Origin of the sequence: Alterinioella nitratireducens (genome assembly GCF_013155465.1) — a bacterium.
Taxonomy (GTDB): domain Bacteria; phylum Pseudomonadota; class Alphaproteobacteria; order Rhodobacterales; family Rhodobacteraceae; genus Alterinioella; species Alterinioella nitratireducens.
The window spans coordinates 48,656-62,042 of sequence record NZ_JABJVX010000015.1; the positions used below are offsets into that span (position 1 = coordinate 48,656).

Annotated in this window: 15 protein-coding genes; 1 reads left to right on the plus strand and 14 read right to left on the minus strand. The window is 64.2% G+C overall.

The genetic code is table 11. From position 1 onward, the window contains the following. Window positions 1-15: 15 nt before the first annotated feature. The 11 genes from HNS34_RS17755 to HNS34_RS17800 form a co-directional block, all read right to left on the minus strand. Window positions 16-1,011 carry an FscB gene (locus tag HNS34_RS17755; RefSeq protein WP_172321440.1) on the minus strand — a complete coding sequence of 332 codons (996 nt, stop codon included), beginning with the start codon at window positions 1,009-1,011 and terminating at the stop codon, window positions 16-18. Next, entirely contained in the window at window positions 1,008-4,349 is a 3,342-nt protein-coding gene (locus HNS34_RS17760) for a phage tail protein (RefSeq protein ID WP_172321441.1), read from the minus strand. Before HNS34_RS17760 ends, HNS34_RS17755 begins: the two co-directional genes overlap by 4 nt. A gap of 3 nt (window positions 4,350-4,352) precedes the next feature. Then, window positions 4,353-4,571 carry a hypothetical protein gene (locus HNS34_RS17765; protein ID WP_172321442.1) on the minus strand — a complete coding sequence of 73 codons (219 nt, stop codon included), beginning with the start codon at window positions 4,569-4,571 and terminating at the stop codon, window positions 4,353-4,355. Beyond that, window positions 4,568-4,816, minus strand: coding sequence for a hypothetical protein (locus tag HNS34_RS17770; RefSeq protein ID WP_137703187.1), 249 nt, complete (start codon window positions 4,814-4,816; stop codon window positions 4,568-4,570). The genes HNS34_RS17765 and HNS34_RS17770 overlap by 4 nt, the downstream gene beginning before the upstream one ends. Before the next feature lie 20 nt (window positions 4,817-4,836). After that, complete coding sequence (locus tag HNS34_RS17775) at window positions 4,837-5,685, minus strand: phage BR0599 family protein (protein WP_172321443.1); 849 nt, start codon at window positions 5,683-5,685, stop codon at window positions 4,837-4,839. Then, entirely contained in the window at window positions 5,682-6,803 is a 1,122-nt protein-coding gene (locus HNS34_RS17780) for a hypothetical protein (protein ID WP_172321444.1), read from the minus strand. The genes HNS34_RS17775 and HNS34_RS17780 overlap by 4 nt, the downstream gene beginning before the upstream one ends. After that, window positions 6,796-9,276, minus strand: a complete 2,481-nt coding sequence (locus HNS34_RS17785) for a phage tail tape measure protein (RefSeq protein WP_172321445.1) — start codon at window positions 9,274-9,276, stop codon at window positions 6,796-6,798. Before HNS34_RS17785 ends, HNS34_RS17780 begins: the two co-directional genes overlap by 8 nt. Further along, window positions 9,269-9,397, minus strand: a complete 129-nt coding sequence (locus tag HNS34_RS20950) for a DUF7697 family protein (protein WP_268879111.1) — start codon at window positions 9,395-9,397, stop codon at window positions 9,269-9,271. Before HNS34_RS20950 ends, HNS34_RS17785 begins: the two co-directional genes overlap by 8 nt. Before the next feature lie 98 nt (window positions 9,398-9,495). Next, window positions 9,496-9,933, minus strand: a complete 438-nt coding sequence (locus HNS34_RS17790; RefSeq protein WP_172321446.1) for a phage-derived protein YdaY family protein — start codon at window positions 9,931-9,933, stop codon at window positions 9,496-9,498. Next, window positions 9,933-10,871 carry a phage tail tube protein gene (locus HNS34_RS17795; RefSeq protein ID WP_172321447.1) on the minus strand — a complete coding sequence of 313 codons (939 nt, stop codon included), beginning with the start codon at window positions 10,869-10,871 and terminating at the stop codon, window positions 9,933-9,935. The genes HNS34_RS17790 and HNS34_RS17795 overlap by 1 nt, the downstream gene beginning before the upstream one ends. A 24-nt stretch (window positions 10,872-10,895) precedes the next feature. After that, complete coding sequence (locus tag HNS34_RS17800) at window positions 10,896-11,315, minus strand: acyl-CoA transferase (protein ID WP_172321448.1); 420 nt, start codon at window positions 11,313-11,315, stop codon at window positions 10,896-10,898. A 67-nt stretch (window positions 11,316-11,382) separates the two neighbouring features. Here HNS34_RS17800 and HNS34_RS17805 point away from each other — a divergent pair, with 67 nt between their 5' ends. Beyond that, a complete protein-coding gene (locus tag HNS34_RS17805) occupies window positions 11,383-11,874 on the plus strand; it encodes a hypothetical protein (protein WP_172321392.1) in 492 nt (163 codons plus the stop codon). Between the two features lie 36 nt (window positions 11,875-11,910). Here the strand turns inward: HNS34_RS17805 and HNS34_RS17810 are convergent, their stop codons facing one another. From HNS34_RS17810 to HNS34_RS17820, 3 genes are read right to left on the minus strand one after another with little or no spacing between them, the layout of a single operon-like run. Beyond that, a complete protein-coding gene (locus tag HNS34_RS17810) occupies window positions 11,911-12,540 on the minus strand; it encodes a DUF6441 family protein (RefSeq protein WP_172321449.1) in 630 nt (209 codons plus the stop codon). Beyond that, window positions 12,537-12,848, minus strand: a complete 312-nt coding sequence (locus tag HNS34_RS17815) for a head-tail joining protein (RefSeq protein WP_172321450.1) — start codon at window positions 12,846-12,848, stop codon at window positions 12,537-12,539. Before HNS34_RS17815 ends, HNS34_RS17810 begins: the two co-directional genes overlap by 4 nt. Further along, on the minus strand, window positions 12,848-13,183 hold the full coding sequence (locus HNS34_RS17820; protein ID WP_172321451.1) for a DUF2190 family protein: 336 nt from the start codon (window positions 13,181-13,183) through the stop codon (window positions 12,848-12,850). The genes HNS34_RS17815 and HNS34_RS17820 overlap by 1 nt, the downstream gene beginning before the upstream one ends. Between the last annotated feature and the right edge of the window lie 204 nt (window positions 13,184-13,387).

The following is a 13,387-nucleotide window of genomic DNA, read 5'->3' on the forward strand; positions in this document are numbered from 1 at the left end:
CGGCGCGGGGTGGCGTCATGACGAGATGATCCCGACTTCCGTCGGCAGCGCGGCCGTGGTCCAGGGTGTGCTGTCGGCCGGGTTCACATCCCATGTCGAATAGACCGGACTGGCCATATCCGGCGACGGCGTGCCGGGCGACGCGTCATAATCCACCCCGCCGATCCGAAGGAAACCTGCAATACCGGTTGGTCCTGCTGTCCCGAGCTGAGCGAGCTGCTTCACATGCACGCCCGCGATGGCCGAAGCCCCGGCAGGCCCCGTCGGCCCCGCCAGCGAAAATGACATGCGCTGACCGGCAATGTCGCTCGCGGCACGGGTGGCAATGTCGCCGTCCTTCACCGCATCGACGCCGCCCGAGAAGGCGTCATAGGTCGCGACCAGATCCGGCGTGCGTCGCGCAAACCGCCGTCCGATGGTCGAGACGCCATCAAGGACTGCGATATGCGCGTAATAACAAATGGCGGGATTGTAGAAATCGAAAAGGCCGTAGTTCTTCCACACGCAGCGAACGGGTCGACCCTTGCCACCGGCGTTGGCTGCTGTTGCACTGCTCTGCAGGACCCCATCAGCGTAGAACTCGATGGTGATGTCAGCGCCTACAGCAATCTTCACATCGACCCAATAGACTTGGTTCGTGGCAGCGACGAAGGAGGAAGCGCCGTCGACACTGGTGTCACCCACCGCCATCGCGTGATATTTCTCATCGTCCCGCTCAGTTCTGACAATCGCAACAAGCGCATTTGTGTCGTCGTAAAACTCGAGGAAGGTGCCGTCCGTGCCAATAATGTGGGCGTTGACCGACGGCGCTTTGTATCGGAATCCCAGCCAGACATCACCCGCGGGCAAGGACCACGAGGCAGAAAACGGGACTGCGCTCGTCTCACCCGTGTTGATCCGGATGCAATTGACGTCGAGATCGGCGTCGAATCCTGCCGCATCGGTACTGATGCGGCCCTCGACGCCCGCAAGGTCGGTGACCTGGTGTCCAAGATGGAGAATGTGGCTCATGGGAGTACCTCGATATAGAGAGCGGCCTCGGCGGCCGTGAGACGGGACTGGCCGCCCCATTCGTTGAAGATGTCGATGTCTGGGATGGTGAGGCGCGCGTCACCGCCAAAGCCGATCCAGATGACCGCCTCCGCGATGGTCAGCTGTACCGCCCCGCCGCGATCCAGGAAGATCACCGTCTCGGCAACGGTCAGGCGCGCGTCGGCCCCGATCTCAGTCCAGGCAGAGACCTCGGCGACCTTGATCCCGTCCGGCATGAACAGCCGGATCGACCGGACTTGCCAAGCCTCGTAGCTTATAGTCCCGGTCGTGCGGCGCGCCTGCACCTGGACTTCGAAATGCTTCGTGCCAGTGGGCGCTGCGAGGATCGGCACATCCTCCTTGGTCAGCGTGAGGCTGTTGGCGGCGCCCACATCGATCACGGCGGCGGGCGGCTCCAGCGTCGCGTCCGTGTCGGGATCGACCCAGCGGATCTCGACCGCGTAGGTGACACCTGGTTCAGGCCCGATATCGGCCGCGTCATAGGCATCGAATAGGCTACTGGTCTGGGTGAGCCTGTCGCGATGAGACCAAGTCAGAAGGACCGGGCCGAGGTTCAGCACGTTCGGGTTTACGACCGACACACCATTGCCGCGCAGATCACCGGGTGGCAGCGGGCGGATGGCTCGGCTGGCCAGCGTCACGGCGTCTTCTGGTGCCTGTGCGAGTGGAAGCGTCCCGAAACCAGTTTCGGGCAGCATCTTGATTGTCACCGTTTCTCCGGTAGCGAACCCCGCTTCCGACGCATTCGCCAGCTGCTGCCAGCAGATGATCGGCGTCCCTGCGGGATGGGCTTGCGGCACCGTGTCGAGACAGCCGCGCCCGACGGTCAGCGCCGTGGCACTCACCCCGTCGATCCGGACCAGCTCGTCGCCGATCGCTGCCAGCGTGCCGATGGCCACGTCTCCAAGCCCGGTCCAGTTGCCGACGGTCAGCACGCTCTCGGCCGGATCGTCGCTGACCTCCGAGACCAGCAGTGCCGTCGGCACGAACTCGACCGCCTCTTCGAGCGTGTAGCCGGCCCCGCTGTCGCTCCAGACCTGGGCCGAGAGCGCATCGGCCGACGGACGTTCCCCGGCCGCAACGATCGCGCCTGCATCTGGATCCTCGTCGAGAAGCGCATCGGCCTGTGCATGTCCCAATTCCTGGACGAGCAACCAGTATGGCGCTTCCGCCACCCAGCGACGTGTCAGCGGCTTGGGCGGCAGGATCAGGCTCCCTGGGTCGCCGCTTTCACCGCCAACGAGCGCGGTCTCGCCAAGCCCAAAAACATCCTCGGCGATCTTGAGGCGCACGCCATTTGCGCGCCCGTCGCCATGGTCGATCTCAACGATGCGGACCACAACACCGTCGAGCCCGCGCCTCGGGTTTGACAGCACGATCACATTGCCCGGATCGAGATTGGCTCCAACCCGCGAAACGGTGATCTCGCCCGAGAGGATTGGTGCCGACAGCGCGCGCAAATCGCGTTCGGCGACCCGCACCGCAAGGGACTCGAAACGAATGCCTGGGTAATCGACCGTCGCGCTCACCACCTGACCCAGATCCTGGACAAGCGCGGTGTCGGTGACGCTGACCGATCCGGTCTGGTCAGTGCGGGCGTCGGAGAACTTCGCCGTGACGCTGTTGACGAGATCAGCGGCCTCGCGGCGGCCCAGCTCGCCCCAATCGACGACATTGGTCTCGTCGAACACAGGCAGCGTCTCGGGATCATAATCAGCGCGAATGAGGCGCAACTCCCAGCGGCCCGAGCGGCGATCGACATAGAGATAGGCGTCGATGTGCTTCAGTACGTCGGCGATAAAGTCCTCGATGGTCGATTCCCGCTGCCAGAGCAGCGACAACCCGAAGCTCTCGGAGAACAGCGCGTCCGCGGCGATGGCAAAGCTGGGGCCGATATCCGCAAAGGTATGACCAAGACCCCAATCTCCGTTGGTCAGGCTTTCCCGGATGATATGGGCCGGGTTCATGTCAGGGCCTTGCCCGAAGGCTGCGCGCAGCGAGGCCACCAATGCATCGGGATCGCCGGGCGGCACGACGGGCACGCCATCGACAGGCGTGTTGTCGATCTGGGCGGTGGCGCTGGTGTCCGACAGCGCGATGTTGAAGGCAAAGACATCGACCTCCGAGATGCCGGAAAGCGTTGCGATGGCGGTCTGCAGGGTCGAGGCCGGGCTCGGTTCACCGTCAGTCACGAAGATCAGGATGCGGCGTTTGCCACCCGAGCCGTTGAAAAACGCCCCTGCCTGGCTGACGGCCACCCCGAAATCCGTCCCGCCGCTGACGGAGCTTGAAAGCGCATCGACCCAATCCTTGAGCTCCCCGTAGGCCGTGACATCGGCGTCGCGCCGCAGGATCGTGCCGGAGACGGAGGAGTTCCAGGTGACGATCTGGACGTCGTTGGGCTCCAGGGCGTTCTCGCCGATCTCTTCCACCAGACGCGAGACGGCAGCAATCTGCGCCGCCATGCGCGATCCCGACATCGAGCCCGAGGCGTCCATGGCAATGTAGATCGCGGCATTCCCGATCCGGACTTCTGGTACGATCTGTGCTTTCTCGGGATACCATTGCGGGCCGCCATCCTCGGCCTTCAGGATCCGCGTCAGGCGCACCGACCAGGGCTTGAGATAGGGATTGAGGCCGAGAAATACCTGCCGCAACACGAGGCTGCAGATCCCGCGATACCCGGGCACATCAGCCCCGGCTCGTGACGCGAGATAGTCGTTTTGCGCCTGGGTCGGCGCGCCCATCAACACGTCGATGTCGCCGACAATGCCGCCTTCGCGCTTCTCTCCGCCGAAGAGATCGGGCTTGTTGATCCGAATGCGCCCGCCTGCAGCCCCGCCGTTGAGACTTGGCACGCTGGCCGCATCCGAAACCGACGCCGATTGGGCCGTGAACGCCGTGGCAGCGGGCTCGACGAGCCATGTGGTTACACCGGCGCTCGCATCAAAGCTCACGGCCTGCACGGTCACGGTCCGGGTCGTGTTGTCCGTCAGAAGCTGCAGGTCATAACTCTGGCCGAGCCGGATCCCACTGAGCGTGCCCGGGAAACGGACCTCGGCCACACTGTCGCCTTCTGCCGCCGCGGTGGCGGACATACCCGTTACCGCGCCGTAGCTCGCCAGCGCGCCGACGCCGGTTCCTTGCGACGTGCTCTGACCCGTTCCAATCGACCAGGCCGTGCGGTCATCAACCCGGATCTCACGGATCGCATCCACAGGTCCATGACAGAGCGCCAGATGCGCCCCGAGCGAATAGCGGTAGCCGACGGTCTGCGACTTTGAACGACCACCCATGGCTCAGGTCTCGCTCGCGGTGTGCGCAGCGCGTTTCTCTGCCTCCGCAATCACGCGGAATGCCAGCGCATCGCCGGTGGCAGCCAGCACGTCGGCAGGCAGCCCGTCTGCGAGGAAGGCCTGCCAGTCGAGACCATGACGCCGAAACCACGGCCGCGCGCCCTGAAAGCAAAGCCGCGAGGCGCGCAGATCCTGCACGGTGACGATCAGATCTTCGCTCATTTCTTGCCGCCCTTCTTGCGGATCGGATCGACCTTCAGATCCCCGGCCCAGACGACATTCGGGCCGCGCAGCAGCATGGTGCCGAAGACCACTGGGATTGGACGGCCTTCCTCAGCCGTCGGCAGGTCGAAATCATCAAGCCCTGCCGCCTTTGGGGCCTCGAGTTTCGGCTTGGGCGACAGTGCATAGGAGATCGCCGTCAGAACGAGGCTGGCGACGATCTGGACGACGAAGTTCCAGACCATGGTAAATTCTCAGATTTGGGTCAGACGATGCTGGTGCCGCCGAACGGATTGCGGCCGGGAATGTCGGGAAAGCCGCCGAAGTTCAGGAGATTGCCGAACTTGGCCTTGCAGGTGTCGCGCCGCAGATCACAGCCGGGGGCGATCTCGACGAGCGCCAGGGCTTCGGGATCATCAATGGCCGCCTCCAGATCGGGCATGCGGCCGGAGAGCGTCAGTGCATCTCCGACATGCCCAGCGATGAACCCCAGAAGGCCCGCGTGGCGCAGCACACCACCCCGGAACCAGCCGTTTGGCAGCAATGCGGCCTCGGGGACGGTGATCGTCAGGCCCTGATGCGAGCTCGCCGTGCCCCCGACAAAAAATGTCTCGATGTCGAGGCGGCAGCCCCGGGAATAGAGCGCATGACGACAAAGGCGCTGGTATTTGGCGCGGACGCCCTCGCGGCGCATAGATGTAAAGAGGGATTCACAGCGCAGGGTGATGCGCCGCCCTTTGATGCGGGCCGAGACCACGCGGCCCTTCCAATGCGCAACCACCTCCGTTGGCACCTGTTCGTGCCCTCGAAAGATGGTGAGCGTCGTGACCGCCCGGCCGCGCGGTCCGAGATAGCGGCGGGCGAAAGGATCGGAGAGCGGAAAGGAGACGCTGAGATCGACCCGCCGTGGGTCGCTGCTCTGGACGACGGAGCCGTGGCTGACCGCTGAAGGGTCCCAGATCAGATCCTCAATCTCATCGGCGATGGCCCCTGCAGGCGAGGTCCAGGCGGTGGCTCGGCTGGTGTAGCGCCAGACCTGATTGCCCTCTGCAAAGAGATAGAGGAAGTACGGCCGCCCTTCGGCGGTCGAGGTCTCGGCAAGATCATAGGTCATCCGGGTATCTCGATCAGACTAGCCGCGAACTCGGACCGATTGCCACAATGCTCGATCTCAATGCGATCTGTATCGAGCCGCACCTTGGTCAACAGATGAATGGGCGTTGTGACGGGAATGCTCTTGCCCGGTGCCGCGATGGTCAGACGAACACCGAGCGCGTCATAGACGGCATTGTTGATCTCGCGGAACACCGGGCCAGAGGCGAGATCGAACATCACATGCCGTCCTATCCAGACGCCGGGATCGGCGTTGGCTGCCACGACGAAAGACGTGGCCGAGGACGTGACCGCCGCTTGCAGGACCAGTTCACGGCCCCAAGTCGGAAGCCAGAAGGCTCGTTGGCGGCCACGCAACCCATGCAGCCAACTCCGGCGTGTCCAGCGCGCGGCACCCCGGTCCATGAGTGTGATGGTCGACCGGCGCTGGACATGGGTCAGCACCGGTTCGATCACGATAGGACCGAAGCCGTTGTCAATGTAATCCACAGACTTACCCACAGCCTCACTCAGCGATTGGCGCAGTACGGGGGGATCGGTCAGCACATCAAGCCCGAGATGGGTGGGGTAGCTGCTCGCAGCCAGATCGATCCCGTCTTGCGACGTGAATGTCGCGGTGACCGTACCCAGCCCCTGACGGCGCCGGTCGATCTCGATAGGCCGCGTCAGGATCCCGATGCCAACCGGGGCCACAATCGGATGCACAAACGTCACGCCCGCTGGCGCGGCCAGCTCCAACCGGTCCGGCAAGACCGCGCTGACCTCCACGAGGAATGCCTCCCCGCCATCAGCGACGATGCCGGCCTGTCCCGGCGCCTCAAAGGTTCCCTCGCTGGTATCTACGAACACCGCAAGGTTGGCGGCATCGATTGCTGCCGTCGCCCGACGCGCCAGATGCCAGAGAGGCAGGATCCAATCGTCAAGCGCCCCCGCCCGGGCGAGCTCGGCGGCACGCGCGAGGCCGGTCCCATCGAGTAAATGCGTAAAGGTCAGGATTGACCGCGGTACCGTCCGGAGCGCGATACGCTGCTCGGCCGCCTCGGTGATCAGCGTATCGGTTTGCCATTCCAGCACTTCGGTGACCGGCTGGCGCACCGGGAAGGGCCAGAGGTCAGGCATCCAGTCCTCCCCGGTTGCGCCGGATCACGTTTACGATCAGCCGCTCACCTGCGGGCGTCGCCAGATAGTCACCAACAATCGACGGATCCAGAACGTTGACGATGCGGGTCGCGGACTGAGCGCCCTCACCGCTCGCCTCAACGCCAAGCCGACCGCCCCGGCCTCGGCGCAGCGGCAGGATGGCCTCGGGGCCTGCTTCGCCCATCAGCCCGATGCCGCGGGCAAAGGGAAACACGGTTGGCCGTGAGACCACGCCACCGCTGGCAAAGGCTGTGATCTCGCCCGCCTGCCCAAAGGCTCCGCCGCGAGCGAAGGTGCCGCCAATCCCGAACAGACCGCCAAGCGCGCTGGTCAGCCAGCCAAAGAGGCCGCCACCCCCGCCGGTGCCCGCGCCCGAAAAGGCACGAAACAGCGCGTCCTCAATCGGTTTGAAGGCGTTATCAATCAGACGGTTGGCCAGGTTCTGTGCGATCCCCGATATTGCGCTCGCGAAGGTTTGCCAGCTGAGTTCGCCCGACTTCAGAGCCTCCTTGATCGGCCCGGTGATATCGTCGGCCAGCCCTCGCGCGATTTCTTGCGTGCGTTCCACTGCCGCCCGGGCCGCATCCCAGGACTGTCGCGCAACATCGGCAGCGCTTTGTAGCGCGCCTCCGGCGCGACCAGCAGCTGCGGCTGTCTCATCGAGGGTGGCTGCGGGTCCACCTGTTTCATCTTCGGCCAAAGCAGCCTCGAAGCGATCCGCCGCCATGGTTGCTCCGTCGAGCGACGTCTCTGCCTCGGTTCCGGCATTGCGCATCGCCATTCGCAAGGCCTCAAGAGCTTCAAGCGGCTGCAGGGCCCCGTCTGCGAGAGTGGCAGCAGTCCGCCTCCATGCCTCTGCTGAGGCGGCGGCGTCATTGGCTGCGCCCGAAAACCCCAGGTCCGGAACAGCCAGCGGGTTGTCTGCGAACGCTCCGGCAAAAGCATCTTGCGCGGCATTGGCCGCCTGGGTCGCAGCACCCGCAAAACGGTTCTCAAGCTGCCCCAGATCGAGATCGGCGATCAGGCCGATCCGCCGCTCAACGCCAAGCGCTTCAAGACCGGCGTTCACGCCTCCGATGAAGCCATTGATCCGGGAGACGACGCCGTTCAGCATCGCCTCGACGCCTTCGATCAGGCTGTTCGCCGCCTGAAACGCGAGATCGCCTATGGCGGTAGGCAAAAGCCCCCAGACGGCCTTGATTGCCTCAAAAGCCCCCTCGAAACTGTTCACGGCCGCATTGGCAAAGCCGACGACGCCCTCGAGCGCGCCCTGCATCGCGGCAGCCGACGCCGCCTGAACATTCGCAAAGGCCGCCATCGCAGAGGCTGCAAAGCTGCCAGCCCCCATCTTGATCCGCTCCCAGACCTCGCTCACGAGGTTGCCCAGCAGTGCCATGGCGTTTCCGAAGCCACCTGCTCCGGAGACAAGCTGGCCGAACTGGTAGATCAGTTCACCCGCGCCAACGATCAGCGTCCCGATCCCGGTTCGGATCAATGCGCCACGCATCACGACAAGCGCGGTTGCAAGGCCGCGTACGGAAATCGCCGCAGCTACCATTCCGGCTACCCAGCGCCCGGCCAGGAGGGCCGCGAACGTACCAGCGTAGGTGGCAATGCGACCGATGTTGTCGAAGAGCCCCCGGATCGCAATCCCGAGCGGTCCGGTTCGACTGGCCACGGCCGCCATGGCATTTGCGACCGCTTCGAGCGCGGGAGCCGCGGCAACCGCTAACTGGTTCGACAGCCCGCGCCAAACGAGGCCAAGACGGGAGATCGCGTCGTTGGTGCGCTCGATCTGGTCGGCATCCTGTTCGGAGACAACGACACCGAACGCAAGGACGTCCTCAGTCGCCTGACGCAGGGTTGCGGTGTCGATCCGCGACATCGCGATAGAGCCTTCCTCACCGAAGAGCTGACCCGCGACAGCGGCGCGCTCGGCGACCGGCACGAACTCCTCGATGGCCGCGTTGATCGCCCCCACCCGCTGATCCAGCGGCAGGGCAATCAGGTCGGTGGCAGACAATCCCAGCCGCTCCAGCGCGTCGGCGGCTGGACCTGTCCCGGCAGCCGCTTGGCTGAGGCGGCGCGTCAGGTCTTTCGTCGCCTGTTCAATGCCGGACATGGAGACACCGGCCAGTTCGCCCGCACGCTCGAGGGTTTGGATCGAGGCGACCGTCGTGCCCAGCGATTGCGCTAGCTTGGCCTGCGCATCCACCGTTTGCAGTCCCGAACGGACCATGGCCACGCCAGCAGCAGCGGCTGCGGCGACCGCAGCTGCAGCGGCAATCCGGACGCGCCGCGAGAATGCAGCCAGCCGAGCGTTGGCCGCTTCCATCTCGCGGCTGAGCCGCCCGAACCCGCGCGCCCCGGCTTCGCCCACACCTTCCAGTTCGGCGCGCACCTGTCGGCCGCCGACGGCAGCAAGGCGGACCGAAACGCGCTTCTCAGCCATGGGAGTGATCCATCTGTTCGTTGAGTTTGGCGACCATCACCGCTTCGATGACAGGCAACAGTTCAGCTGCTGCGGCAGGTGGCACGCCGAGTGCATCACCGAGTGCAAGTGCTGCCGACATGTCCCAGCCGACAACCGCGCCGGGCAGCACGCGCAGCTGGCCGCCGAGTCGATCGACTAGGTCCCAGACCTGCCAGCCTTCGAATGTGATAGGACGGTTCAGCCGCGCCGGGCAGTCCGGGCAGGCTTGCGCGCAGGCTTCGCAGTAGCGCTCGCCCCCGCCGAAGGACCATTCGGCAAGGACGCGGAGACGTTTTTTTCCTGTTCCAGCAGCAAGCCTTTGGAGACATAGGTCAGCTGAAAGGCCTCGAATATCGGCCAGATGTCGAGAAGCGCGTCGATGGCCTCAGGGTTCGGCTCGATTGCGTTGCCATCAGCATCACCGATACCCTCCCATGCAAGCACGGCCCGCCGCGCCAGCGCCTTGGCGAAGGCAACGGCGCGTTCTTCGTCAGATGCGGTCTCAGGGACCGCCTCCACAGCGGTGTCGCTGCGCGTTGCAACCATCAGTGCGGTGGTCAGCGGGCGCAGTTGCACCCGGACGCCGGGCGCGAGGTCATGCCAGCGCGGGGCGTTCGTCAGATCGAGCGTCAGCATCAGTATACCTCAATGTCGTTGATCAGGGTGGCGGTGCACATCCGCCCGACCAGACTGTCGCGCGCGGCCTGCCAGTCGAAAGTCGCCTGAACGCCCTGCGGACCGGAAATCTCGATGCGGGGGCGTGGCAGATAGACGGAATGCACGGTGAAGGTGAAACTTTCGCCAGAGGGCAGCACATAGGCAAACTCGAGCTCACAGGGATCGCCATTGATCGCCTGTGTCACCAGCGTCTGGTCGGCGAAGCGGACCTCAATGGAGCCGGTCAGCGCGGCAATAGACGGGTCTGCTCCATCGATCCGTCCGTCCGAGCGGATGGTCTCGATCCGGTCGAGGTTGTTGGCATATGTGATGTCGGCCGAGACGACGTTGCCGAGGGCGGAGCCGTTGCGCGTGATCGATCCGTTGAAATGGCCAAAGCGCTGCAATTCGAGAGCGGCTGGCGTGCCTGCACTGGTGGTTGTGCCGACCGTCTCGCCCTGTGCCACCAATCGGGCCGTCGCGGTCAGCAGGCCAGATCGCTGCATCTGCCAATTGATCTGGTCGAGCACGCATCCGGAATACATCGCGTAGCGCGGCACCTCGGGCATGCCGGTCTCGATGGACATGCTGGGCAGAGTCCAGGACCCCGACTGGAACTCATGCGTCCAGGGGCCGGGGCCGGTCGTGGTCGGGTCACCAAAGGCTGCCTTCAACCAGAACCCGAACGCCTCGGCGTCGAGCGGCACCACGACATCGCCATCCGCCGTCACTGCATCCTTGATCGGTGCCAGCGGATCGCGGCCGTAGCCCAGCAATTCCGAATTGAGCAGTGGTTGCTCCGCCCCCAGCGAAGTGCTGGCGAAGGGCATCTTGGTGAAGCCACCCACAGGCGGTGTTCCATAGGTCGTCTCGAACGCAAGCGCCATCTGCGCCCGCGCCCCTTGGGCTCGTGCCATCGTGCTCTCCTCAGATTGTCGGGATCAGCTGAGTGGGTCAGCCGTTGAATAGTGCAGGACCACCGGGATGACGGCGGCCTTCAGGCTCGCCGCGCCCTCGACGGGCAGATCGACCGGTCGCGGTGCTTCCGCCTCGACCCAGTCACAGAGGCCGCCCAGCGTACGGTCAGCGGCGAGCGCCCCGCCAATGCTGGCGGTCAGGATGTCAAATGTAGCGTCACGGTTGGCGCCCTGCACGACTGCCTCGATCTCGGCGCGGTGCTGATAGTGGTACGCGAGCGGCGACAACGTGACCTCGGGCTCACCCGGTTCACCGTCGCGCAGGATCAGCAAGCCATCGGTCGGCACGCGCTCGGGTACCACGTCACCGCGCAGGGCTGTGGCGGCAAGCGCCGAGAGCCGCGCGTGCAGCGTGGTGAGGATGGTTTCACGGAGGGTAGGCATTGCTTCTCTACGCGATACTGGCAGTAATGGTGCTCGAAATGCTATCCATCTCGCCGAAGGTCCATAAATGCTTGCAGAAGATTGGTTAGAACGCAGCCAGCCAGGTTATCGTGAACTGGCCCAGGGCGAGAGGTCAGCAGTTGCTGGTTTTTCGATTATATGGAGCGTTTTTGAAGCGGCCGCTCTATCGGGAAGTGGAAGCGTGCGTTCGATTGGTCAATTCATTGACGGAAATAGGGAAGCGCTTGTTGATTTCGCACCACTTCAAGCACCCCTTGATTACTTCCAAGACCGTTATGTCGAGGACGGCGCTATAAATCTCAGGTTTGACCATTTGAATTTCCGAAGAAACGATAATCGCGAACTTGTCGAAGCCGTATTGCTTGGGAGAAACGATGACAACGCTGAAAAGGCGAAGGCCTTGCTCATTATTGTATATCGGCTGAGGAACAATCTTTTCCATGGCTTGAAGTGGGCGTACGAAATGCGTGACCAACAAGCGAATTTTGAGCATGGAATATTGGTCATGACCAATGTTTTAGATTGCTGCCGCAGATAGTCTATCGGACCTCGAAGTGGCTCTGCTTGCTTACTTTCATCGGCTCTCCACCCAGTTCGCGACGATCAACCCCGGCACACTATCGAGCGCCCGCTCGGCTTCACGGTCGAGATCAAGCCGCTTCGGCAGCTTTACCTGCGGGACGAGCAGGAAGATCGGCGCTGTGACCTGGTTACGGCCGGTTTTTGAGCGCGATGCCACCGCCTGACCGCGTTTGTTGATCCGCGCGCGGTCCGCCACCAGCAGGCTGGGTCCTCGGCGGCGGTAGACGAAGCGCAAGCGTAGACCGCGCCGGCGCTCCCATTCGCCGGGGGTGATCCGGCGACCGCGCAGACCTCGGCCTGCTGCTTCGGTCGGGATCGCGAGGTAGAACCCATCTTTCGAGCGGATCAGCGGGCCGCTGTCGTGGGCGTCCACGATAACCGGGGCCTTGGACCAAACCAGCGCGGCGGCATCAAGGCTCTCGCCCGACCGCGGGAAGTTTTGGTTGCGGATCGAGTTGGCAAGCCGCCGTCCGAGCCCCGCGCCAGTGATCTGGGTGCGCCAGGCAGTCTTCAGCCCGGTCCCGGCCTCGCGCATGGCGGCCGTAACTGCGCGTTCGCCCGCCGCGACCTCGGCTGCCATCATAGCCACGATGTCGGGATCGATGTCGAGCTTGAGCTTCACGCGGGCCTCAGATCCACGGTCCAGACCAGCCGCTCGCGATCCCGCACCGGCTCTCCCTGAATGAGGAAGGCGTCCCCGTCGATCTCCAAGCGGTCGCCGGGGCGTGGATTCGCAACCTCGTCTACGCGCAGGTCGATACGAGTGGTCTCGGACCAGAGCCGCGCGTCGCCGAAGTCGGTGATCGCATCGGCTTGCCGTGAGACGACGCGCACCAGAACGGGCGCACCGCCATCGGAGGTGTAGACCGCTTCGCGCCCGATGTTGGGATCCGCGAACAGCGCATCAACGACAGCGGCAAACGCCGTCATTAGAAGCTCGCGTTCAGGCGCACGCGGCCGATCACGTCGCCCGCACCACCAGCAACAGCTTCTGTGGCCACGCCGATCAACGTGTTCGATGTGGCCACGCTTGTGGTGCGCTTGTTGGTGTCGTCCCAATAGACCTTCGCGCCGACTGTCCAGGCCTGCGAGCCAACCTTGATGAGGTCGAACACGCCGGTCAGGGCGACTTCGACAGGTTCGTTCAGAGCAGCGTCCCCGGATGCGATGCCGAAGATCGAGCCGACGAGCAAGCCGTCGCCGGAGGTCACGGCATAGGGCGCGGTCAGGGTGATGGTATTGCCGGGCTGGACGTAGTTTTTCATTGCAGGATCCTTTTCAAACGGGAACGGGCGGCCCGATTGGACCGCCCGTCAGAGGTGAGATGTCAGGGATGGCCCGACCTATGCACCCGGGTTCTTGTAGAGGCCGCGCCAGTCGATGGCCTTGGCGCCGAAGTCGAGGCGGCACTTGATCTCGACCCCGTCGACGTCGAAGCCGTTGCGCGTCTCGATATACGCGCCTTGCTG

What these genes read in the sequence shown, in the direction of transcription:
- HNS34_RS17760 (WP_172321441.1), bottom strand. Translation starts at nt 4,349, where the DNA reads ATGGGTGGTCGTTCAAAGTCGCAGACCGTCGGCTACCGCTATTCGCTC.
- HNS34_RS20950 (WP_268879111.1), bottom strand. Translation starts at nt 9,397, where the DNA reads ATGTCGGCAGCACTTGCACTCGGTGATGCACTCGGCGTGCCACCTGCC.
- HNS34_RS17785 (WP_172321445.1), bottom strand. Translation starts at nt 9,276, where the DNA reads ATGGCTGAGAAGCGCGTTTCGGTCCGCCTTGCTGCCGTCGGCGGCCGA.
- HNS34_RS17800 (WP_172321448.1), bottom strand. Translation starts at nt 11,315, where the DNA reads ATGCCTACCCTCCGTGAAACCATCCTCACCACGCTGCACGCGCGGCTC.
- HNS34_RS17790 (WP_172321446.1), bottom strand. Translation starts at nt 9,933, where the DNA reads ATGCTGACGCTCGATCTGACGAACGCCCCGCGCTGGCATGACCTCGCG.
- HNS34_RS17780 (WP_172321444.1), bottom strand. Translation starts at nt 6,803, where the DNA reads ATGCCTGACCTCTGGCCCTTCCCGGTGCGCCAGCCGGTCACCGAAGTG.
- HNS34_RS17805 (WP_172321392.1), top strand. Translation starts at nt 11,383, where the DNA reads ATGCTTGCAGAAGATTGGTTAGAACGCAGCCAGCCAGGTTATCGTGAA.
- HNS34_RS17820 (WP_172321451.1), bottom strand. Translation starts at nt 13,183, where the DNA reads ATGAAAAACTACGTCCAGCCCGGCAATACCATCACCCTGACCGCGCCC.
- HNS34_RS17815 (WP_172321450.1), bottom strand. Translation starts at nt 12,848, where the DNA reads ATGACGGCGTTTGCCGCTGTCGTTGATGCGCTGTTCGCGGATCCCAAC.
- HNS34_RS17765 (WP_172321442.1), bottom strand. Translation starts at nt 4,571, where the DNA reads ATGAGCGAAGATCTGATCGTCACCGTGCAGGATCTGCGCGCCTCGCGG.
- HNS34_RS17770 (WP_137703187.1), bottom strand. Translation starts at nt 4,816, where the DNA reads ATGGTCTGGAACTTCGTCGTCCAGATCGTCGCCAGCCTCGTTCTGACG.
- HNS34_RS17795 (WP_172321447.1), bottom strand. Translation starts at nt 10,871, where the DNA reads ATGGCACGAGCCCAAGGGGCGCGGGCGCAGATGGCGCTTGCGTTCGAG.
- HNS34_RS17755 (WP_172321440.1), bottom strand. Translation starts at nt 1,011, where the DNA reads ATGAGCCACATTCTCCATCTTGGACACCAGGTCACCGACCTTGCGGGC.
- HNS34_RS17775 (WP_172321443.1), bottom strand. Translation starts at nt 5,685, where the DNA reads ATGACCTATGATCTTGCCGAGACCTCGACCGCCGAAGGGCGGCCGTAC.